Origin of the sequence: Salinarchaeum laminariae, from assembly GCF_023204835.1 — an archaeon.
Taxonomy (GTDB): domain Archaea; phylum Halobacteriota; class Halobacteria; order Halobacteriales; family Salinarchaeaceae; genus Salinarchaeum; species Salinarchaeum laminariae.
The window spans coordinates 343883-366467 of record NZ_CP096270.1; the positions used below are offsets into that span (position 1 = coordinate 343883).

General features: G+C 56.1%; 19 protein-coding genes and 1 pseudogene. 8 read left to right on the forward strand and 12 right to left on the reverse strand.

What is annotated here, in order from left to right; translation table 11 throughout:
* Positions 1-129: 129 nt before the first annotated feature.
* Positions 130-557 (forward strand): annotated as a pseudogene (locus MXF70_RS15360) (transposase); the annotation flags it as partial.
* 106 nt (positions 558-663) lie between these two features.
* Here MXF70_RS15360 and MXF70_RS01735 read toward each other — a convergent pair.
* Entirely contained in the window at positions 664-4293 is a 3630-nt protein-coding gene (locus tag MXF70_RS01735; protein ID WP_248516873.1) for a PKD domain-containing protein, read from the reverse strand.
* A gap of 776 nt (positions 4294-5069) precedes the next feature.
* The gene (locus MXF70_RS15365; protein WP_375140824.1) at positions 5070-5234 is read right to left on the reverse strand and encodes an HVO_A0556 family zinc finger protein; all 165 of its coding nucleotides are present in this window, start codon (positions 5232-5234) and stop codon (positions 5070-5072) included.
* A 186-nt stretch (positions 5235-5420) separates the two neighbouring features.
* Between MXF70_RS15365 and MXF70_RS01740 the strand changes: the two genes are divergently transcribed.
* Positions 5421-5630 carry an NAD-dependent epimerase/dehydratase family protein gene (locus MXF70_RS01740; protein ID WP_248516875.1) on the forward strand — a complete coding sequence of 70 codons (210 nt, stop codon included), beginning with the start codon at positions 5421-5423 and terminating at the stop codon, positions 5628-5630.
* Between the two features lie 229 nt (positions 5631-5859).
* Here MXF70_RS01740 and MXF70_RS15185 read toward each other — a convergent pair whose 3' ends face one another.
* The 5 genes from MXF70_RS15185 to MXF70_RS01760 form a co-directional block, all read right to left on the reverse strand.
* Entirely contained in the window at positions 5860-5985 is a 126-nt protein-coding gene (locus MXF70_RS15185; protein WP_259370382.1) for a hypothetical protein, read from the reverse strand.
* A gap of 134 nt (positions 5986-6119) precedes the next feature.
* The gene (locus MXF70_RS01745) at positions 6120-6536 is read right to left on the reverse strand and encodes a hypothetical protein (protein ID WP_248516877.1); all 417 of its coding nucleotides are present in this window, start codon (positions 6534-6536) and stop codon (positions 6120-6122) included.
* A 341-nt stretch (positions 6537-6877) separates the two neighbouring features.
* Entirely contained in the window at positions 6878-8326 is a 1449-nt protein-coding gene (locus MXF70_RS01750) for a ribonuclease H-like domain-containing protein (protein WP_248516879.1), read from the reverse strand.
* 133 nt (positions 8327-8459) lie between these two features.
* Positions 8460-8642 carry a hypothetical protein gene (locus tag MXF70_RS01755; RefSeq protein WP_248516880.1) on the reverse strand — a complete coding sequence of 61 codons (183 nt, stop codon included), beginning with the start codon at positions 8640-8642 and terminating at the stop codon, positions 8460-8462.
* A 71-nt stretch (positions 8643-8713) separates the two neighbouring features.
* Positions 8714-9964: an RNA-guided endonuclease InsQ/TnpB family protein gene (locus MXF70_RS01760; RefSeq protein WP_248516882.1), complete on the reverse strand. Its 1251-nt coding sequence runs from the start codon at positions 9962-9964 to the stop codon at positions 8714-8716.
* Positions 9965-10136: 172 nt separating this feature from the next.
* Here MXF70_RS01760 and MXF70_RS01765 point away from each other — a divergent pair, with 172 nt between their 5' ends.
* Positions 10137-11369, forward strand: coding sequence for an HNH endonuclease (locus MXF70_RS01765; RefSeq protein ID WP_248516883.1), 1233 nt, complete (start codon positions 10137-10139; stop codon positions 11367-11369).
* Here the strand turns inward: MXF70_RS01765 and MXF70_RS15370 are convergent.
* From MXF70_RS15370 to MXF70_RS01780, 4 genes are all read right to left on the reverse strand, one after another.
* Positions 11288-11764 carry a phage NrS-1 polymerase family protein gene (locus MXF70_RS15370; RefSeq protein WP_375140835.1) on the reverse strand — a complete coding sequence of 159 codons (477 nt, stop codon included), beginning with the start codon at positions 11762-11764 and terminating at the stop codon, positions 11288-11290. The two genes, MXF70_RS01765 and MXF70_RS15370, sit on opposite strands and share 82 nt — an antisense overlap.
* A 239-nt stretch (positions 11765-12003) precedes the next feature.
* Positions 12004-12150 carry a hypothetical protein gene (locus MXF70_RS01770; protein ID WP_248516884.1) on the reverse strand — a complete coding sequence of 49 codons (147 nt, stop codon included), beginning with the start codon at positions 12148-12150 and terminating at the stop codon, positions 12004-12006.
* Complete coding sequence (locus MXF70_RS01775) at positions 12150-12422, reverse strand: hypothetical protein (RefSeq protein ID WP_248516885.1); 273 nt, start codon at positions 12420-12422, stop codon at positions 12150-12152. The genes MXF70_RS01770 and MXF70_RS01775 overlap by 1 nt, the downstream gene beginning before the upstream one ends.
* 832 nt (positions 12423-13254) lie before the next feature.
* Positions 13255-13470 (reverse strand): hypothetical protein, encoded by a 216-nt coding sequence (locus MXF70_RS01780; RefSeq protein WP_248516886.1) that lies wholly within the window; start codon positions 13468-13470, stop codon positions 13255-13257.
* A gap of 1189 nt (positions 13471-14659) precedes the next feature.
* Here MXF70_RS01780 and MXF70_RS01785 point away from each other — a divergent pair.
* Genes MXF70_RS01785 through MXF70_RS01800 form a run of 4 tightly spaced genes read left to right on the forward strand, consistent with a single transcriptional unit; the run spans position 14660 to position 19017 of the window.
* On the forward strand, positions 14660-15931 hold the full coding sequence (locus tag MXF70_RS01785; RefSeq protein WP_248518348.1) for a nucleotide sugar dehydrogenase: 1272 nt from the start codon (positions 14660-14662) through the stop codon (positions 15929-15931).
* Between the two features lie 2 nt (positions 15932-15933).
* Complete coding sequence (locus MXF70_RS01790) at positions 15934-17007, forward strand: glycosyltransferase family 2 protein (RefSeq protein ID WP_248516887.1); 1074 nt, start codon at positions 15934-15936, stop codon at positions 17005-17007.
* A gap of 4 nt (positions 17008-17011) precedes the next feature.
* Positions 17012-17995 carry a hypothetical protein gene (locus MXF70_RS01795; RefSeq protein WP_248516889.1) on the forward strand — a complete coding sequence of 328 codons (984 nt, stop codon included), beginning with the start codon at positions 17012-17014 and terminating at the stop codon, positions 17993-17995.
* Positions 17992-19017, forward strand: coding sequence for a DUF354 domain-containing protein (locus MXF70_RS01800; RefSeq protein WP_248516891.1), 1026 nt, complete (start codon positions 17992-17994; stop codon positions 19015-19017). The genes MXF70_RS01795 and MXF70_RS01800 overlap by 4 nt, the downstream gene beginning before the upstream one ends.
* A gap of 71 nt (positions 19018-19088) precedes the next feature.
* On the opposite strand, the gene MXF70_RS01805 is transcribed toward MXF70_RS01800, so the two are convergent.
* Positions 19089-20579, reverse strand: a complete 1491-nt coding sequence (locus MXF70_RS01805) for a glycosyltransferase family protein (protein WP_248516893.1) — start codon at positions 20577-20579, stop codon at positions 19089-19091.
* A 747-nt stretch (positions 20580-21326) separates the two neighbouring features.
* On the opposite strand from MXF70_RS01805, the gene MXF70_RS01810 reads away from it, so the two are divergent.
* The gene (locus tag MXF70_RS01810; RefSeq protein WP_248516894.1) at positions 21327-22514 is read left to right on the forward strand and encodes a glycosyltransferase; all 1188 of its coding nucleotides are present in this window, start codon (positions 21327-21329) and stop codon (positions 22512-22514) included.
* Positions 22515-22585 lie beyond the last annotated feature (71 nt).

Sequence of the window (22585 nt, forward strand, 5' to 3'; positions counted from 1 at the left end):
GATTGCTCCACGTTCAGAACTGCATTCTCACTGCGTTCGGCCCATTTCCGCTCACCTGCACTCGCTGCGTGGCTCTCGTCCGTAGGTCACGATGCACAGTTCGCACCGTACACGGTTCGCGTGCGCGGCGTGATTCTGGAAGACTTGACGCACATCCGTGAGAACATGGACTACGGCGCGTTCATGAACCGACGACCCCACGGGGCTTTGCGAAAATGCACGCTTAGATTCGCTACAAGGCGGCTGAGAAAGGGATTCGTGTGGAGACGGTGAATCCAGCGTACACTTCAAAGACGTGCTACTTTTGTGGAGAACAGGGCTACCGTCCGAAGCAGCCGACGTTCAAGTGTTCCAAATCGGAGTGTTGGGTTTCGGAGTACCAAGCAGACGTTAACGCCGCGCTCAATATTGCAGACCGCTAACTCAGCGGAGAGCCATTCAAGAGACTACACGAGTGACGATGACTCGGGTGAGGAAAGGGACGTTTGACCGTCCCAAAAGACAGCCAAGCCGATGCTGACACCCAGCATGAGACGCTTGGAACGTATGCGTCTTGAAACCTTAGGGCCACGCTTGGCCTGAAATTTCATGGTGGGATTCCCGCGACTTTAGGCGCGGGAGGAGGTCAAATCGTGACTCGTTACTCCCACTTCCGGGAGTCGTTCAGCGATCGCGCATCACTGCGCCGAGCGTTATAGCGGCAAGAGCCAGTAGTGCCACCATGGAGCCGAATCCGGGAAGGCTGTCTGTGTCGGCGTCTTCGGTTTCGGATCCTGAATCGCTTGCATCGTCGGACCCGGCTGACGACTCGTCGTCCGAATCAGCCGATGAATCGGATTCGTCGTCATCCTCGGTCGAGGATTGGTTCTCGTCTGGATCGCTCTCCTCACCATCACCACTGTCTGGTCCGCCGTCGGAGTCCGCTTCGTCGGAATTCACAGTGACATCGATGGAGGCGGTATCGTCGGCGCTCTGAACGGTGGCGTTCAACGTCCCTGCATTGCTGCTCGAAACCTCGTACGCGAACGACTTGTCGACGGTTTCACCGGCGGAAAGTTCGAGCACCGTCATATCCTCGAGTTCACCGTCCACGAAGAACATGATCGACTGTTCTGCGGCACCGTCTCCAATGTTCTCGAACGTCGTATCGATCGTCACCGTCTCGCCGGGTGCAACCGTGGATGACGACGTGTCGTCGACGGTCACGTGAACATCTGTCTCCTGGGACGCACCGTATCCGCCGTATCCGCCTCCGCCCCCACCGCCAGCAGCACCATCACCGTCGGACCCATCGTCGCCCTGATCGCTCGGCGAGACGGTGACAGCGACGTCGGTCGTCGACGTATTGCCTAACGGATCGGTGACGGTCAGTTCGAATTCAACCGATCGCTCCTCATCAACGGTAGGTGCTGTAAACGTTGGCGTCGTCGTGTCAATGGCCGATAGGGTCACTGTCGGCCCCGCAGTTTGCGTCCACTCGTATTCGATCGGCGAATCACCGGTGTGGTAGGAATCGGACGCGTCGAGCGTCAGCGTCTCACCTGCGGTTGAGTTCTTCACGGCGATCACGTTAGCAACGGGAGTTCCGTTCTGGGTTGGATCGATCACGTGGACTGCTACGGTCGTCGAGTCGGTGTTCCCGTTATCGTCGGTTACTTCGAGGGTGATTTCCTGGGTTCCGGCGTCCGTGAAGGTCGCAGTTACTGACTCCCCGGTAGCACCAGCCGTTCCGTTCCCGTTGAGATCCCATTCGTAGGACTGGATGGTTCCATCCGGTGCGAAGGAGCCACTGGCGTCGAAGGTAACCTGTTCGGTCACGTTCGGCGTCTCCGGTCCGTAGCTCACGTTCGCAGTCGGTGGTGCGTCGGAGGGCGCCTCGACAACCTCGACGCTGGTACTCGCGGTGTCGTTCACGCCGGCATCGTCAGTGACGATGAGCGTGACGTCGTAGGTCCCCGGAGCGGAGAAGTTCGCTCCGATCAGCGGATTCGTTGCAGTCCCCGTGCTGTTCCCGTCGATTTTCCACTCGTAGCTCTCGATGCTCCCGTCCGGTGCGGTGGAGCCGCTCGCATTGAACTGTACCCACTCGCCGACAGTCGGTTGCTTCGGTGCGTAAGTCAGGTTAGCGATCGGGGGATCACCAGCGTTCGGCGGGTAGACGTTGACGGTCGCCGTCGCGGTATCCGGATCGCCGTCGTCGTCGGTGACCGTGACACGGACGGTCACAGTCTCGTCACCTGCGTCGTCTGGCGCATAGTAAGTCCCGTCGGTCACCGAGCCTGGGCCGTCGATCACCTCCCAAGTGACCGTCTGAATCGATCCGTCCCCGTCCGTCGAACCGGAAGCATCGAGAGCGACCGAGCTGCCTTCATCGACTGAGTAAGGACCGCCAGCGTCCGCTGTCGGTGGATCGTTCACTTCGCTGACGTCGATGGTCGTGGTATCGGAATCTGGTGTACCGTCGTCGTCAGTCACGGTCAGGTCGACGGTCACCGTCGCATCGCTGGTCATCGAGTCGGGTGCGTGGTACGTGCCACCGGAGATATATCCGGGACCGCTCGCGATGGTCCACGAGGCACCATCGATCGATCCATCGGGGTCAGAGCTCCCGCTGGAGTCGAGAGTAACTGAACCATCCTCTTGGACGTCGTAGGGGCCCCCGGCATCGGCTGACGGCGCCTCGTTGGAATACTGGATATCGACCGTGGCCTGGTCGGTATCAGTTTCACCTTGGTCATCGGTTACTTCTAGTTCGACTGTCGTGGTGGTATCGCCGTCCACCGAGTCGGGGGCGTGGTAGGTGCCACCGGAGATGCTTCCCCCTCCGCTCACGATCGACCAGCTCATGTCGTCGATGGTACCGTCGGGGTCGAAGCTTCCGCTCGCGTCTAAGGAAACGGAGCTGCCGTCACCGACGGAATAGGGGCCGCCAGCGTCTGCGTTCGGCGGTTCATTGACTGGTTGGATGTCGACGGTTGCAGTGTCCGTCGCTGGCTCACCTTCATTGTCAGTGACCTTCAGTTTGACAGTTGCAGTCGTATCACCCGCCGAATTGGAGACCTGGTACGTTCCTCCGGAAATGCTGCCAGGGCCGCTCAAGACTGACCACGTCGTCGAGCTAATCGAACCGTCAGGATCGGAGCTCCCGCTGGAGTCGAGTGAGATCGAGCTGCCCTCGTCGACGGAGTACGGGCCGCCCGCGTCGGCGTTCGGTGGCTCGTTCACCGCCGTGATGTCGACGGTTGCGGTGTCCGTGTCAGGTTCACCGTCGTCGTCAGTCACCTCAAGCTCCACAGTTGCGGTCGCATCTTCCGTGATATCGTCTGGTGCCTGGTAGACCCCATTGGAGATGCTGCCTTGGCCGTCGACTGTCCACGTAGTTTGATCGATGGAACCGTCGGGATCGGAACTACCGTCAGAATCGAGGAACACTGAGCCACCCTCATCGACGGAGTACGGGCCGCCCGCGTCAGCGTTCGGCGGCTCGTTCACGTGGTTAATCTTGATCGTTGCAGGATCGGTATCTTGTGAACCGTCGTTGTCCGTTACTTCCAACTCGACGGTCGCCGTATCGTCATTATCAATCGAATCCGGTGCGTGATACGTATCACCGGAAACCGACCCTGGCCCACTCGTGACGGTCCAACTTGTCCCATCTATTGTTCCGTCGGGATCGGAACTACCACTGGAATCCAGCGAGACAGTGTCGCCCTCGTCAACCTCGTAGGGACCTCCTGCGTCCGCGATGGGAGCTTCGTTCTTCGGTTGGACATCGAAGACGATCTCCTTCATGACGTAGTCTTTCTGATCGGGATCGAGCACCGAACCGTCTGTCGTGATGAAGTCCGTGTGGGTGGTCTGTGACGTGTCGTCACTTAACGTTCCACGGACAAGTACCCGAAATTCGCCGGGCTCCTCGGGCGTCACTTCGGCGGTGAACCCCAACTGTCCACCAGGATTTACCAAATCGCGCGTTAGCTCATACTGCCAGGAAGTCGCGTCCTTGGGAGGATCGGTCTGGTCGTAGACTGTGTCTCCCGGTCCGATCGTGTGCATGTTTTCGGGAAAGCCACTCGCCGATACCGTGAACTGGCTATCGTCGCCGGACTCCGTTAGCGAGGGGAACTGCATCTGCATCGCACTATATTCGCCGGCTGTCCCGCCGGTGTTCTCGAGGTAGACGTTGATATCGACTGTTTCGCCCGGATGAATCGTGGGGGGATTGTTGATGTCGTATGAACCGGCGTCGTCCACATCGTCGGCGAAGTAGTAGATGTAGGAGTCCGCACCCATGCGCTCGTCAGTGTCGACGAACTGAGGATCAGGATCCTCGCTGTCCGGCGCGGAAACAAACTCGTTGTACGTGTCAGACCGGGTGCTGCTAGAGCTAAATGAACAGCTACTGTCTTGGACGAGTTTTACTTGGTACTCCTGCTCTTCCCCAGTTTCGTCGTTAGGTACTTCGAAATTGAAGTTCTGGGTGAAGCTCGAACTAGACGGCGAAAACGAAACCCTGGCTTCCTCAGTTTCACCATTAAACAGATCATCCGGGTTACGTTCGTAGAGCACTAGCTCGTGATTGTAACAGAGGTCGGTATTGACCGTCCCTGAAACAGTGACTGTTACCTCCTCCGTGCCGGTCAGTGAGGAATCGGCAAAATCGACTGATGTGATACTCGGTGACGCTGCCGCTGCAGGTGCCGAGAATCCCACAGCCAGCACTGAGACACCGATAAGGACACAGAGAACGATACTACTAACCGAACGAACCACACCACTCCAGTCTCCAACCCCGGGTACCATCGTATGACTCGGATCATAGTCCAATTAATTAAATGCTGTGGAGGAACTCCACAGACTCTTCAAATCACATCACAAATTTCTCATTATAGTAATCACATCCAATGCATACCTTCAGAATAGTTCATGGACTTCATCGTGCGATCGTGACCGCGTCGATCGATAGGCTACTGTCGATTCCAATACATCCTAGTGAGGTTCCCTCAGTCAGTTGACTCCAAGGTCGGTAGTCCCCGAAGTGCCGAATCACTGCCAACAGTCAGATAGTTTCAGAAAAACCGAATCTGCGGGACATCACATTCGTCGCACACGACCGCCGGGCTACCCTTGTACTGTTCCCGCACAAGCTCCCCCTCGTCGCAGAACTTGCAATCCTGTCCCTCGAAGCGCGGCAGCAGGCGCTCCGGTCTCGCCACGTCCCCCATTTCACCCATTGACGTTCATACAACCCGGTGAGGGAATAATATATCTTTTTGCTCTACAACGATCACCAAAGATTGGATTCTAAACGTACGGATATAATCCACAACACGGCCGATCCAAAGGACATTGCGTGGGAGTCCTGAATGTTCGTGAAATCCGGGGGTTTTTCTCTCTGAACTAACTCGACTTCGGTATCGATGGAAGGACGCCGAATTCTCGTCACAGGGGGTGCGGGCTTCATCGGCTCGAACCTCGCCAACGAGCTCGCGAGCGACAACGACGTGTACGTCCACGACACGTGTGCGGATTACTCGAAGATGCAGGAGGCGACGGGATGGGAGCCCGAGATCGAGTTCGAGGAGGGGATCGAGATGGTGTGTCGGCAGTACGCAAAATCTTCGGAGTAGACATTAACGTCACGTCGCTTTCTGAGGGGAGCACCCATTCTGGACAATCGGCTCCGGAAGTTACCTCAGTGTGAATCTCTATGCGCGGTCTGCTGCGAAACTCATGTTTGCTCTGTTCGTCCGGGACCTCCACGCTCGCAGATCAGCGCAGAAAATCGATAGATCATTACTACGACCATCATTATGCGGAGAATGACCTTCCACGATCGCCTCCACGACGGTTCCCCTCTCAGGTGTCGCCAGCGAAGGCGTCGCCCTGAACGCACTGTTCGGGATCCTCGAGGACGAAGCCCGCACCGGCGAAACGAGCGTGACGGGACGGTCGTGACTGGGCTGCGTCGACGGCCTCTGGCACCCCAGTGAAGCCTCTGACTCATCGTCCCGGTATCGCGGCCCAATCCTTGTACCTGGAGCGCTCTGACAGGATTCAATTCACGTAGAAAGAGAGGTTCCTTCTCCGTTACAGAACGCTGATCGCGAGGAGTAATGTTAGGTGCTGAAGTACTCAACCACCTCATTGAACGTTCGTTTTTCTCGACCTGCTTCCTTGTCTCGGCAGCCTAGATCCACTGCGCTGCTGAGGAGGTTCGTCGCGGGAACGGTCTTCATCTCATCGAGGTCGTGGGTGGGCTCCATCAGGGCAGGGTACGCGATCGACCGTGGTTCCCTGTACAGGTCCTCGTAGAGTTCGTAGACGAACTCTGCGAGTTCTTTCGCGGTCTGGGGCCGCGTTCCTTCGAGGTAGTAGCCTGTTTTCTCGAGTGGGCAGTTCTCGCAAGAGGTTTGTTCCCAGTAGAGCGTGCAATCATCAAGCTCCAGCACGTCGACCCGTTCTGTCTGCTCCGTGTGGTCCTCGCACGATACGTCTTCGCCGTCAAGGCCGTGAGTGGTGAATGCTTCTGGCATTGTTCTGTCGCAGCCGCTGTCGTGGATGTCTCTCCACAGGAAAACCAAGAGGTGCGCGCCCGTGCCGCGCACGACCGCATACAGTAGTACCGGGGAGTATGGTACCTGGATTCAGCCTGGGATGAGCATCCGGGTGTGGTTCTGGGATGGATGCTATGTTGGCGTCCTAACAAGAACTTGGAAAATCCTTAGTTAAATGCTTTCTGCCAATGATAAGCAGAATTAGACGTATTTTCCCCTCGGCGTTGAACTCCAAGGCACGGGGTGTAGCATGGCCTAGAGTAGGCTCACCGCTGTCAGAGCGCTCGCTAGCCGTGGCCCCTCCGCCTACCGCTGTGCTCCTATTCGGCGGTATCGATCAATTCCCGAAGTTCTCGAACGACCGCCCGCATCGCAAGTACGTCGTCGCGATTGTACCCGCGGAGGTCTTCCCACTCGGGTTCGGTGCCATCAAGAAGGTACTTCGTGAACCGGTGTCCCACGATGAATCCGTCGATATCCGGATATTCGTACTCAAAGTCGGCAATCCGCTTTGCAATCACATCTAAGCTGGTTCCGTTGAAGTCACCGAGGAGGTGGTTGTGAACCCGGATCCCTAGGTCATAAGACTCCGCCAGTAGATGTGTTTCAGATTCGAACCCGTGAGCGGTCAGCCGCTGGCGCAGACAGTCCTCGTCGAATCGGTTGTTCCCGTAGTAAATAACGGGTGGCGTATCAAGTCGACTGAGGTGCTGGATGAACGCTTCAAGCAACGCTACTTCATCGTCGGGTTCGAAGATCTGGTGGAACTCCCCGCTGCTCAAATTGTAGATTCCGATCAACCAGATATGTTGCTGTTCGAGATCCGTTTCGATGTCGATCAACACGGCATCGTCCTGAAGAAATGCAAATTCAGCCGGATCGGTCACGCGAAACTCGTCTTCCTGAATTGCACGGGCCTCTTTGATCCACATGTCGACATGCCACTCGTAGACACCTGGAAGCGTCAGGAGCGCCTCGCGAGCCTCTTCTGTGATCTCCGCAAGCGCCGTAATATCCGCTTCCTCGAACTGCCTGATTCTCCGGGAGCCGACCTGTGAGAGCGTCAGGAGGTCGTGATCGATGCCACTGTCGGTCGTCTCCAGACGATACTCGATGCCGGGATTCTCCAGCTCGATGATCGCGTAGCGTCCTTTTGCCCCGTCGTGATCGTGGGAGGCGACGTTGATGACGGTCGACCCGTCGATCGTTTCACTTCGCCCACCGAACTGATGACAGTGGCCACAGACCGTCAGCGCTGGCGACTCCTGCTCCACGAACTCACGAACTCCCGTAGAGCCGATGTGTCGTTGCCCGAAGCGCCGTGCGATGTCGAGTACCCCGTCAGGGGGCGTATGGGAAACCAGGATCGGAATCTTCTCTTCGTGACCATCATATTGGTTTGAGAGATTCTGTCGGATTTCCGGCTCGGAGTAGAGAACGTAGCCTGGCCCTCCCTCGACTGCTCCCTCTTGGCCCAGGAAAACGTAGTTGTTCGTGAAAATCGACTCTCTGTGGAGATCGATCACACCTGGGGCATCCAGCACGTCACGGATGTACTCGAGGTCGTCGTTTCCAATGACGGCCAGGAGTTTCCCTCGACGGGTCTGTTGGGCGAGTTCCGCGAACACGTTCCGATCGTCGTCTTCGAACCGGCCGACGTCGTCACCGGCATAGATGATGAAATCGACGGGCTCCTCGAGACCATCGATGAGTTCGAACAGCGTGTCGATAGACTGTGTCCGCCAGTCAGAGAACGCAAAGAATCTCATGCAACTGGATATCGGGCACGACCCGGAAAACAGTAGGTGCCTCCAGCGCTGGCATGTGTGGCGTCGGTGCTCGCCGCCGATCGAGGAGGCGTTGCGTTGGAGACCCGACCGTCGAACGACTCGTGCTCACAGATCAATCGATCTGCCCGAGTTCGAGCGGCCGATCTTCACCATCGGCTTCGTAGATCAGATCGCGAGCGCGGCGGATGCCGTGAGTCTGTGGATCTCGTGCCTCCTCCAGCGATTCCACAGCGTCGGTGAGTCCACGGCGCTCTTGCCGGTGAATGGAATCTCCACTCACCTCTTCATGGATCATATCATCGTGTGACATCCTCCTCGCCGTAAACGGCGAGGCTTCCCGTACCGCAGGATGGGATATTTGTCGGTCTACGACACGACTTGTTCTCTCGTTCGAAACGCCCCGCTCTCGCGGTCGAACAGGTGTGTCGATGGCTGTGCCACACAGCCGTTACTCCTATCCGCGCCGTGCGGACTCGGAGTTATCTTCTGGCGCATGTTCTCTGCCCCGTTGCAATCCGCGTTGGCTACCATTTCACACGACGAGCAGACGTAGAGGCCACGTTCGACACGGTTCGACTTCGTGTCATCACCACACCGTGAACACGTCTTACTGGTGTCCCACTCGTTTTCTTTGAGCACCTCGACGCCACGCATCTCGCCTTTGTATTCGAGGTACTGGTAGATACGATCGAACGCCCACGAGTGCAGCTTCTTGTTCCCGGTCTGGCCCCAATCCGACTCACGCACGTCTTCGGGCCAACTCACCGCGAGCGTGCCAACACCGCGTTCGACACACTCCGTGATGATGGTGTCCGTCAGCGTGTGGTAGAAGTGCGTCTCGCGGTCTGCGAGTTTCCGACGCGCCCACATCGACTGCTCCGAGGGACCGTTCTCACCCTCGGTGTCGTACTCGGCTCGGGTGAAGTAGTGTTTGTCCTCCTTGAGAGAGTTGCCGGGGTAGAGGACGTATTCGTCGGGGAACGCGACCGTGGCGATGTTCGTGATGCCGAGGTCTATCCCCGCAACTTCGTCACCTGCCGAGTCGGCGGTTTCCAGCTCGACTTTGCAGACGAAGTGCAGCTCCCACTCGTCCCCGTTCCAGACCGCCCGAACGTTTTGCACCGTGTTGACCTCTGAAAGGTTAACGTCCGGACGGGTCTGGTACTCGCAGAGGATGAAGTCCGACCAGTTTTCTTTGTGGTTCGAGCCTTTGCTGAGTCGAACACGGTTGTTCTCTGGGTCGTGCTTGAAGCCGTCCGCTTTGAACGTGACCGTGCTACGAGGCCGGGTATCGCCGTGTTTGCGGTAGCCGGGCGGATTCGCCTTTGAGTCTTTGTGTTGCAGGTCGAACCACGACTGGAAAGCGTCGGAAAGTTCTTCGATGACTTTCTGACTGGATTGGGCATTCAAATCTTTCCAGCACGATTGGTTCTTCATGTACGCTTTCAGCACGCCCTCATCAGGGATTTCGCCGGTTTCGTTCCAGATGCGGTCGGCTGTCCAGCGTGCGACGTTCCAGATTTTCGAGGCGGAATCTCCAAGCGAATCTAGACCTTCGGAGACCTGCCGGTGGTTCTGGATGGAACCAACGTAGGTATGCGAGACCTCAATCGCCACATATAGACTATGTCAGTGTGGTTACTTAATAATGTGGATTCGCGTCGAATATCCAGGTTGCCATCGGCGGTGGATCGTGTGGTCAAGTGACGCGATTCACACCCGCCGTGAACGGCGGGATTCGCTCGCTGCTCAAAGATAGCACTAAGGCTGACCGCCGTCGAGTGACCATATGGACTGTGCGGGCTGCGGTGACTCACTCGACGAATTTCTCGTCACGCGATATCGCAGCCAGCAACTCCCGCAGCCGCTGTGCTTTGCGTGCTATCTCGCCAGTGACGTGACGACGTTCGACTACAGCGAGTACGATCCACGGGTCGATGAGTCAGCAGTCGCTGAGACGATCGAAGCTGCGATCGCCCAGAAGAACGAGTTCCGGATCGAACTCCTCGTCGAACAGTACGACGGTGAGGGAATCGTGCTGTTTGCACCGACGCGGTCGGACGCCGAGACACTCGTCGATGTCGTCGAGGGATCGGCGATCGGTCGGTTCGTCGGGGAGACGAACATTCTCGATCTGGCGACAGCCTACGAAACCGGTGATCCAAGAGCGTGCTGGCAAGCCGCCAACTGGACCTACGACCCGTATCACCGGTCCCATACCACAGCAGCGCCCACCGTCTCGGTCGTTGGTGGGGTTCCCTGTATCGTGGACGGGTACCGGTATATCGGTGACGACGCCGCCGAGACGATCAACGAAGCGCTGCTGGAACGGTTTCTGGACGACGTCGACATCACGGAGCTGGCGTCGTTGCGAGACGTGCGCACTGCCGTCGCCGATGAGTTTCCGATCGCCGTCGAGTTCGGAGTCGGAATTTCCGCTCACGTCGAGCAGTACTTCCGACGGAACCCGGAGCACTTGTCGACGACCTTCGCCACGATCGGGGAGAACGGACGACAAAATGACGCGGAGACCGAGACGTCGCTTGAGGAACTCGAGCAGCTCTACGACAGCGAGGTCGAAGCTAGTGGGACCGCCACAGCGGAGATCCTGGAACTCCTCGAACTGGCAAAGGGCGCCAGGTCACAAGCCATCGCCGACGTCGTCGGCTGCTCGGTCGGTCACGCACGACGATTCACGTACGACGAGGCGAGCGAGACTGCCATCGAGAAGGACTGGTCGCAGACGGCCCAGAACGAGAAAGTCTCCCCCGGAACGCGAGAGCGTATCGTCGAGCGTGATGGGGACTGTCTCCGCTGTGGCGAGCCGGAGGGGTTGACAGTGCACCACATCGTTCCTATCGCAGCCGGTGGCACGAACCGCGACGAGAATCTGGCGACGCTTTGTGCGACCTGCCACCGGGCTGCCCACGATGGATCCTTCTACCCGCCGACGACTGTATACGACGGCCACGACGGGTTCGATGCGTGGATCGAGCGCTCCGATCGGGATTCGGGAGGATGAGGCCAGCGAGTTCGGCGATCAGGTCGGCACGAAAACTGGAGTTCGGACTCCAGACGCTCGGCCCATTCGCGGAGAAGCCCGCTTTCCTCATCGAATTGGGCAGTACTCCGGTCGGCGGGAGCAGGGTCCGTAGTTGTGGACGACATCCCATCGCCCGTCACTGGTTCGTGCGGCTCGGTCGAGGGCTCAGAACACTCGGCAGTCGTCTCGATCGCTCGCTCGATCGTGCGCTCGCCATAGGTCGCTCCGTCGGCGTAGTGGATCTCCTCACACTTCGGCCGGACGAGCCCGGACTGCTGGAAAAGTCGATCCAGCTTTGTTTCCTCGCCCTGTGTCCAGAACGCCAGGAGCCAACACAGCCCATTTCGGCCTCCGAGTGGCTCGCATAGCCCGATGTCTGCCCATTCAACATCGACGGAACTTCCGGCCGTTCGCGGCCGATCTGGCCCGCTCGATCACCTCATCGTCATCGAGTGGTGCCGTGTGCTCGCGGGGGTTCGGATGGGTCGGTGTCGGGCGCGTGTCTTCGGCAGTGCAACGGGCCTCGCTCTCACCCCGCCGAGCAGTACGCGAACCACTTGAAGCTCCACGTGCTACGTTACCGGCCTCGAAAAGAAACGAACTGCGGGGAGCGTTAGCCCAACAGCGTGTCGAACAGCTCTTCTTGAGTTCGCTTCGCTCGACCATTCTCCATGTCGTTGCAGCCGCGGTTGACAGCGTCGTACATCAGGTTTGGCGCTGCGTTCCGGTCTGATGCTTCGACCTGCTCGCCGAGCAGCATTAGCGACCGATACCCGATTTGCCGCGGTTCATCATAAAGGCTACAGTAGAGTTGGTAGACTCGGACGCGAGGTCGTCGGCCGTTCGGGGCAGCGATCCCGTATTATCAAGTCCGATCATCGTCGATCCACAGGCCGTGCACGCTCGCTCGACACTGTAGATGGCGCACTCCTCGAGATCGAGGATGGTCTCACGGTCCGTCTCCTCGAAGCTATCGTTCAGTACGTCCGGTTCGCCCCTGGTATTGTCTTCACAAATGGTGTTCGTTGTCATGGTGTGATCGGTGAGGCCACTCGTTGGTCGCGGACTCTGCTGGCACAGCCAACGGTCGTGCGTGCCGGCGTCACGCACTGATCTACGTACTATTGTACCAGGGTTGCGGCACCGGAGCGTGTCCGGAGGAGCGCATCCTGCTGTGGATTAGGATGGAATGCAAGCGTTGGCGTGCTCGACATTATGAAATCGATCCTTGCTCATATACATTCTCCCGCATACAAATAAGAAGTGCCCATACACCGCATATCACAATAATTCCAAGACAAAAGTTGGGCAATGTGAAATGTGGGTGGTCGAAAATCACACTCTTGGTACTGCAGCTAGTATTGCATGACGCCCGGGCGGCGGTTTCGTTCAACTGCCGCCCTCATATTGGCCGAGATCGCTGGTTCGGTCCCAGCCACATCGGTCAATCGTGTACCTGTCCGGATCGAAGCTGTGCGATATACTGGCCGTCCAACTACTGCGTCTTGATGTAGTACGTGAGTAGCGCGTCGTGGCATCCAGTGGAGAGTGTCCCGTTCCCCAAGCGAACAGAGAATATGCGGCGTCGTGAACAGCGAGTTTCGATCGTCGACCCCCCAGGCCTGGAAAAGGTAGTTCGTCGAATTAGTCATCAATATCGTTCATGTTCAGTCAATGACTCGATCGCAGGGCCAGAAACGCCGCTGGGGCAGAAGATCGTCGGCTCGGTCCGGATCGCGGGCCTCCGCAGTGACCGGATCAGCGACTGGTGTCGCTGGCTCGCACAAGGAACCAGCCGTCCTTGAGAGAATCATGGACGCCGTTGGTGGCGTCGAGTCCGCGTGGGCGTCGCCCGCGCTGGCCTTCACGCGCCCATCGTCGCGGTCCTCTCGGCGACCTCCAGGCTGCCACGGTGGATCGGGTACTGCTCGATCCCGTCGACCAGCGCCGAAAGTTTGCAGGCGGCGAGCGGGCCGGCCGGATATAGCGTCTGGTCGGGCCGGATCCACGCGCCACTGGGCTCATCGCCACAGGCGTCGTCCGACTCGGTTGCCTGCTCGGCGACGAACACGTCGTCCACGCGGTGCGCGTGAGCGAGGCGTCGGTAGTGAAGCACCCCAGCAGCGGGTCAACGACGAACGCGCCGGTTGCGTCAACCGCCATCAGCCGATCAGAGTCACGGTCATGGGCGATCCCGAAGTCCACGTCGGTCGCGCCGACGACCGTCTGCAGCAGGTCCAGTACCCCTCAGTCGGCTTACTGGGGCAGCTCGGGAAGTGGCCGTCGGGCTGCTCGTGAGGCCATGGACGGAACAGCAAAGTTATCCCCCAGGGCACCCACGGCAAGCTCCCCGGCGCCGTTGCCCACGTTGACGACATCCGCGCCGCACTCGCGGGCATCCGCCGTGACATCGTCGGCTATGAGGTCGCCGGTCCTTTACGGATTTCTGACAAGGACGACCCGATCGGCATCGCTGGCGACCCCTGGCAGAGGGACACAGCGAGGGCCGTCGTCACGTCGGTGCCGAAGGGGCCGTGGACGCCGCTTGTTCCGAATACGAACCGGGGTATTGCTTTGTGAAAGAGCAACACTGATCACCAGAGGACGCTTTGTCAACGGCCCCAAAGAATTCCGACGGATCAACAGCCAATGAGGAGATTTGAGAATGCTGGCCACCTCATATGGTTCAGTTGGCGCGGGACTTCATTGGAGACCACTTTTGACCCGCTCCAAGTTCCGTTAATTGTTCTCACATAATGTGGGAAACCGCCTCCGCTACAAGGCCTCTTCAGGGTGATCCAGCGGGGTTTGGACTGGGCATCGTCAGACAGTGAAGATCACGACGAACTACAGCTGGGAGGGGCGTAGATAGCTCCGGTAGTTTGGTTTTCCATCATCTACTATCAATAATTTATCATAATTATTACCAGCATTCAATTATTCAATTTGTTGGATATTATCCAACAATAACGCCGATACACGTTCCCATATCTGAACTACTGGGATGAGTTCTTTGGAGTTAGAATATACGTAACAACACTTCTTTGAAGCAGGCCGCAACCTTTAAGCAATAAGATCCATCCTAATTCAGTCACGAGCAAATTGGGTCGTGGGGCAATTGAACTGGGAACCAAAAACAGATAATCGGCCTCATATCGTTGGCAATATACGTATCTAGTAATGAATAATAAATCAATCCTGATCCGCCCGTGACGAGTACATTCGACGCCAGCGCTGAGGTAGCCGGTGAGGACTACACCGAGCGCTCCATGGTAGTGGTAGGACTCGGGTACGTCGGCTTGCCGCTGACCGTGGCATTCGACGACGCCGGATTGGACGTAGCCGGGTTCGACGTGGACGACCGGCGGATCGGAACACTCGAATCGGGGACAGATCCAACAGGAGATCTCGGCGACGAGGCGATCGCGGAGAGCGGAGTGCAGTTTACGACCGATGTGAGTGCACTCCGGGGAACAGATTACGTCATCGTTGCCGTACCGACCCCGGTCGACGATCTCGAAAATCCCAATCTAGCATACGTAGAAAGCGCGGGAAAGGCAATCGGGGAGCAGATTCTCCCAAGAACGACCGTCATTCTCGAGTCAACCGTCTACCCGGGGGCAACGCGAGAAATTCTCGCGCCCCAGATCGAGGAGCATTCGGGTTTGACCTGCGGTGACGACTTCTACGTCGGCTATTCACCCGAACGGATGGTCCCTGGCGACGACGAGCACGGTCTTCGGGACGTAGTCAAGATTGTCAGCGGACAGAACGAGGAGGTGCTTGAGGACGTTGCATCGCTGTACGAGACGATCATCGACGCTGGCGTGCATCGTGCGCCCGAGATCGAGGTCGCTGAGGCGGCCAAGTGCATCGAGAACATTCAGCGGGACCTCAACATCGCGCTGGTCAACGAGCTCGCCATCGCGTGCAACAACCTCGGGCTGGACACCCACGACGTGCTCGACGCCGCCGGCACGAAGTGGAACTTCCATGACTACCAGCCGGGGCTTGTCGGGGGGCACTGCATCCCCGTGGATCCCTTCTTCATGATCTACGAGGCCGAACGCAACGGCTTCACGCCGAAGCTCATCGAGACCGGCCGGGAGGTCAACGAGTACATGCCCGAACACGTCGCAGAGTTGACGCTGCGGGGACTGAACGACTGCGGGAAAGTCCTCCGGGACAGCACAGTTCTCGTGCTCGGCATGGCGTACAAACCTGGCGTCGGTGATATCAGGTCCTCGGTCGTCGGCTCGACGATCGAGAAGCTCCAGTCCTACGGCGTCGACGTCGTCGGGTACGACCCCTACGCCGAGGACGACGCCATGCGCGAGGAATTCGGCATCGACGTCCAGGCGAAGTTGTCCTTCCAAGACGTTGACGGCGTATTGCTCGCGACGCCTCACGAGTCGTTCCTCGAAATCGACTACACGGAGGCCGCCCATCGTATGACGGACGATCCGCTGGTGGTAGACGTGATGGGCGAGCTTAACGGGCGCCTTGCCGAGCACGAGGAGGTTACGTACGAACGAGTCTGACCATGTACAGGGACCACACCGTCGGCGTCGTCGTTCCGGCCTACAACGAAGAGGGGCTCATCGGGGACGTGATCCGCACCATGCCCGGCTACGTCGACCGGATCTACGTCGTCGACGACTGCTCGACTGACGACACCTGGGAGGAGGTCCTGACCGTCGCAGAGGAGGACCAGCGGGAGATGCCGATGCCGGACACAGAGGTTCCCACTCCCGAGGACTCCCAGGAGATCGCGGCCGACGGCGGCGGCATGCTGAGCCAGCGCGCGAGGGTCCACGACCCCATCGGGCGCGTGCTTCCCATCGAGCACCGTGAGAACCTCGGCGCCGGCGGGGCGATCAAGACGGGCTACCTCGCCGCCCTGCAGGACGGCGCCGACGTCACGGTCACGATGGACGGCGACGGGCAGATGGATCCCGAGTACATGCCCAAGCTCCTCGATCCCATCGTCGACGACGAGGCCGACTACGCGAAGGCCAACCGCCTGCTGTACAGGGAGTACCGCCAGGAGATGCCGAAGTTCCGCTTTCTGGGCAACTCGATCCTCACCTTCCTCACGAAGATCGCCAGCGGCTACTGGAAGACGATGGATCCCCAGAACGGCTACACGGCGATCTCGAACTACGCCCTGGACAACGTCGGCATCGAGGCGATGTACGAGTACTACGGGTACTGCAACGACCTGCTCGTGAAGCTCAACGCCAAGGGGATGCGCGTCGCAGACGTCGCCGTGCCGGCCACGTACGGCGAGGAGGAGTCCTCCATCAACTACACGACGTACATCCGGAAGGTCTCGGGGATGCTCCTGCGGAACTTCCTGTGGCGGCTCAAGACGAAGTATCTCGTGTTGGACTTCCACCCCCTGGCGCTGTTCTACATCTTCGGGGCGGCGATGGCGCTGTTCGGCGTGCTCGGTGGCGGGTGGTCGATTTACACGAAGATCGTCGAGGGGAACCCACTGTTCATCCGTGCATCGACGAGTCTGCTCGTGTTCTCAATCGGGAGCATGTTCCTGATGTTCGCGATGCTGTTCGACATGCAAGTCAACGAAAGTAAGGAAGTGCAGAAGAGGGACTAATCTGATGGATATTGGACTTGCTCTCCGCGTTGCTAGGGACAATTGGGACGATCTAACGTGGTGGAAGGAGTCAGCGATTCCTTTTGCCCGGCGAACAGCTCTTGCTGGAGTTCTGAAACCCTATTACCGCTACTTCGGTCCTGACGGGGAGGACTTCATGGAGGAGGATTGGGATACCCTCCTGATTCTCGACGCTTGCCGCTACGACATGTTCGAATCCACATGTACGATCGATGGGGATCTCACGCAGAAGAACTCTCTGGGATCTGCAACACCGGAATTTCTCCAACGAACGTTTCGAAACGGAGATTTCCCGGATACGGTTTATGTGACTTCAAACCCTCAGGTGAATCTCCGACTCGACACAGACATCTTTCACGATGTTGTGAACGTTTGGAAATCGGACTGGCACGATGAGCTCGGGACCGTTGAGCCACAGTTCGTGACGAAACGGGCCTTCGAGGTTCAAGAACGGTACCCGAATAAACGCATAATCGTCCACTATATGCAGCCTCACTATCCATTCATCGGAGAGAAACACTCTGAAGATCTCGGGGATCATTCCGGATTCGAACTATCCAAACGACTAGCGAGTGACGAGGATGTCTCTCGTGAAGGTCTCACAGTTTGGGATCGCTTGAAAAATGGGGAATTACCCGAAGACGCTGTCTGGGATGCCTACATAGAAAATTTGGAACTCGTATTATCGGATATTGGAAGCAATATCTCAAAATTCGAGGGTAAGACGGTCATCACCTCTGATCACGGTAATATGCTAGGAGAGGTCGCAACTCCCCTCAATATCGAATTATATGGTCATCCGACAGGGATCCACGCAGAAGACCTCATCGCCGTTCCTTGGCTAGAAATTGAATCTGATTCAAGGAAACACATCTCGGCTGAAACCGCTTCAGAGGACGAAACTACCGCGAGTGAAGAGGACTCCGACGTTATTGAGGAGCGCCTCAAGGATCTCGGGTACGTATGAAGATTCTCTTTGATCTCACTCATCCGGCGCACGTGCATCTGTTTCGGAATTCGATTGACGAATTACAGAATCGGGGTCACGAGATCGTGGTTGCGTCCCGCGAGAAAGATCTAACCACTGAATTATTGGATCACTACAACATTGAGCATTCAGTTCTATCGAAACGCCGTGATGGCACACTCCCTCTTTTATTAGAATGGCCACTCAGAGAGATCAGGACTGCCCAATTCTATCGCTCTGAAGATCCTGACGTAGTTGTCAGTAGATTTAATCCGGCAGCATCTCACGCAGCATGTCTCCTCGGGATCCCTCATCTTGTCTTCGACGACACAGAGGACAAACCGGCGTTCGTCCGGCGAACTGCTAATCCTTTCTCTGACGTGATCTATACCCCGGAATGCTTCTCGTTGGATCTTGGAGAATCCCAAGTCCGATATCCCGGCTATCATGAACTGGCATATCTCCACCCCGACCACTTTGAGCCCGATTCGAGTATCTTAAAGCAGCATTCGCTCACTTCTGGACGATTTGCAGTGATTCGACTCGTGGCTTGGGATGCCGTACATGATGTGGGGCATGGTGGGTTCAATGATCCTGATGAACTAATTTCACTCTTGGAGTCTGTCGGTGTGACTCCAGTCATTACTTCAGAAAACGATCTACCTGAACATTTGGAGCAATATCAAGCCGATATTCCTGTACATCAGATTCATCATTTATTGTACTATGCAGATATCTTTATTGGAGAGAGCGCAACCATGGCAACAGAGAGCGCTGTCCTGGGAACTCCCGCCGTGTTCGTCTCTTCGACACGTCGGGGTTACACCGACGAGCTTGAGGAGAAGTACGGGCTGGTGTTTACATTTTCTGGCGACCGACGCCATGAACGTGCTCTTGAACGGATAACAGAAGTTCTCAAGACTGACTCCGAGGAGTGGGCGGAGCGTCGAGACGTAATCCTTCAAGAAAAAATCAATACGACAGAGTTCATCCTCCAAGAAGTTGAAGACCTGGATCATTGATGCCCCCCAGCATCTGTATTTTATCTCCTAATTTGAGGATACGAACTTGCTACTTCATCCCTGCTCCTTCATCAACCATAAATCTGAACTGTTCCTGAGTCGTAGACTTTGGTTCGGGACATGCTCAAGTTACGTTGGAAGTAAGGGTAGTTTGAGTGGTCAACTGCGAACTTAATTCCCTTTCCTACTGTTATTCCGCCGGTTTCAAACTGATCACTTCTTAATAGAATGGGGCTATCACGTGCTGACGTAAGGTTTCTTGTGAAGATGTTTGCCCGATTCCTCATGGAGTCAGGTTCGGTCCCTGTACGGTATTCATTCAAATATCTTGCGGAATCCCTATCCGCCAACACTTGATCGTCAATGGGAAGTGATTGATCGGCGTAGGTTAATGCACTCTCCTCGGATTCGGTGAGGTGGGCCCTTGGTCCAGTCCAACTGAACTGGTCCACGTCGGCCGCCACAGGAGCTGCGGTCCCAGCAGTGATGGAGGTGAAAATCAGCAAGATCACGATGCAGGCAGGTATTGGACGGAACCGGCTATCTTTGAGCGCTCCTACACCAATCTGTATCCCAGTCGCTAGTAAAATCGCAAGAATGGGGGAAAGGAGAAGTGCGAATCTATCTACTCGGAAGAGGTCACGCGTGATCCAAAATGTGTGGAGAGGATTCGGAATATACAGAGGGGCCAATAGGAGCATGAAAATTCCTAGCCCTCTCAGCGGGCCCTTGGTCGTATCTCGAAGGAGATAGTGGACCGAGACGAGCGAAAGAGTCGCCAGAATGTAAATATACGTATAGTACCCTGGATGGTGGAAATCGGATCCAACTTCAGGGAGTGTCGTGCTGGTTGGACTCATCACCCCTTGGACCCGTGTGAGAATTAGAAACTCGGTAAATTGGTTCGCAACGAATACCCAGTATCCGATGAAGAGGATCGCGAGAGTGGTCAGAAAGTAGGTTGTTCTCTTGTTGATCCGTCCTCTGACAAAGCCCGCGGACAACACGAATAAAGTAAATATTACCATGGCCTGGGGGTAGGATACTTGATGAACAAGTAACATGTACAACGCCATCACGATCGATATTGGGAGAAAACGCAGGTCCGATCGACTCCGGATGGAGAAGTAGAAGATGAAGGCGAATGCTACGAATCCAGCCACTCGGGTCACGAAGTACTGATTGTAGAATACGACTGTCGGGAGGAGTGAGTATATTGTAGCAGAGTATAATCCGTACTTCGCATCTTTGAAGAAGTATTGAGCGATACAGTATGTTAGGAAGATAGTAGCTGAAAAGATGATTGGTGAGGTAATTGCCCACGCAAGTTCTACACTGATTCCGAATACCTTCGCGAAGGAGGCAATGGCAACGTGGAAGAGTGGGAATGATTGATAGGACCTGATTAGTCCGTGGAAGGCTTCTCCATTCTCGTACACATATCGTGAAGCACGGAGATGGAAGAGGAGGTCGGATTGACCTATGTAAAAGGAATACTTGAGTGTGACAGAGTACACCGACAATAGGTGTGTAAATATTGTTAGAATGAGAACGACAGGCACTCGCTCGCCATTATTTACCATTATAAATAAAAGCAAGTAACAGATCCCCAGTGCAATAAAGAATAGTGGGGGGCGTGTACTGAATAGATTCCAAATAATGACTGATACCGAAAACGAGAGGGAGAACAGGATTCTGGATGCCTGAGTCAATCGCCGAGATGATCCAAATTTGAAGAGTCTGGTCTTTAGTCCTGTTTCTATTAAATCGGCCCTACCACGCCACCAGACCATCAAAGCACTAGACAGCAAGAAGGGGATACCAACCGTGAGAATCCCCTTCGTCGCTAAATCGGGTTGACCAATACCGTAAGCAAGGGCAGTACCGAAGACGCACGCCGATATCAATAATGTAGGCAAAAGGCGATTCAGTAACTCAAGAACCCAATCTGAGTACGTTTCGTTCTTACCCACTAATTGAGAGAGACTCATAAATCTGTACAGTGCGATATGTAGATTCCCATGAGGTGACGCCAGATTAAGGTCGCCCCTGTGAAACTGTTTCGTTTCCTTCTACTCTGATCTAGATCCAGTGATTTTGCGGTTCATGCACGCTTCTGCTGCAACCTCTCATGGGGCCTAACGAATTCAACCTGTACCGAGATGCTGAGGTATGTTTTTTTTTTTTCCGATAATAATATCTATATAAACTAGTTTCTTTCAGTAACCGTCTAAAATATGAAATTAGGCTACACAGATGCAATCGGATATTCGCAATATTTTTCATCAATTCATGTTTTTTACTGGTTGATGGCGAACCTCTCCGACCATCGTCTTCTCATCGTATCCCACCATTACAACCGCTTCGTAAAAGATCAGGTTGATGAGTTGGCCGGGTACTACGACTCCGTCACTGTCTTGCTACGATATAATCGGTTCGCGACGCTTTCACGGTATGTCCCAATCAACTATCTTAAACGTCATAGCATTGATACAAGGCTCAATCGCGAAAATCAGCCCGAGAACGTGACTGTCATCCCTATCGGGTTATTCTACTTCCCGACGCAATCCAGTCGTCGCCGTTTGGGGTCGCGTCACAACGACGCGGTCAAGGACGTGATTGAAGAACGCGGGATTGATTTCGACTTGATTCATAGCCACCTCACCTGGACGGCCGGTTACGTTGGTCAGTGCATCGCAGAGCGCCACGATGCTCCCCATGTTCTTACGGTCCACGAGAACCCAAACCTCCTCAACAGTCACCTAGAGTGGGACAATGAAGATCTGTACGACGCGTGGCGCAGCGCGGATCGGATTGTGCGTGTTAGCGATGCCAATGTCGGGACACTGGAGCAATTCAACGACAATGTAGTCGTGATTCCTAATGGCTACGACGTTGACCGGTTTGAGCCGATTCCCCGTAGGAAGGCTCGCCGACACCTGGGTATCGACCCCGATGACGATCTACTGTTCTCACTTGGCGATCTTATTGAACGGAAAGGGTTCCATCATGCGATCTCGCTGCTTCCAGATCTCACCGAAGACCGGGAGATAACATACGCGATAGGCGGCCACGGACCAAAGCAACGGGAATATCGTAAGCTTGCGGCCGAGCTCGAGGTCAAGGATCGGCTTCGGTTGCTTGGGTACGTGCCCGACGATGAGTTGCGCTATTGGCTGAGTGCTGCAGATCTATTCGTATTCCCGAGTCACGCAGAGAGCTTCGGGGTTGTGCAGTTGGAAGCCCTGGCCTGTGGGACTCCGGTGGTCGCGGCGCGAAACGACGGTAGTGAGACCGTCATCTCATCTGACGATGTTGGAATCCTTTTTGATGATCCGACGGACCGAGGTGTCTTTTTGAGCGCCGTTGAGCGTGGTCTTGAGCGTGATTGGTCACGTGATGCGATCGTCAAGTATGCTGATCAGTTCACCATACCGGCGGTCTGCGAGGAACTCGTTACGCTACACAGTGAACTACTCGACGAGGCACTGACTTGACAACTGGAGATATGGCCACGCTGCGGTAGCCATTCTCGGATGCTATTACTCATGGGCCGTTCGAGTAACTT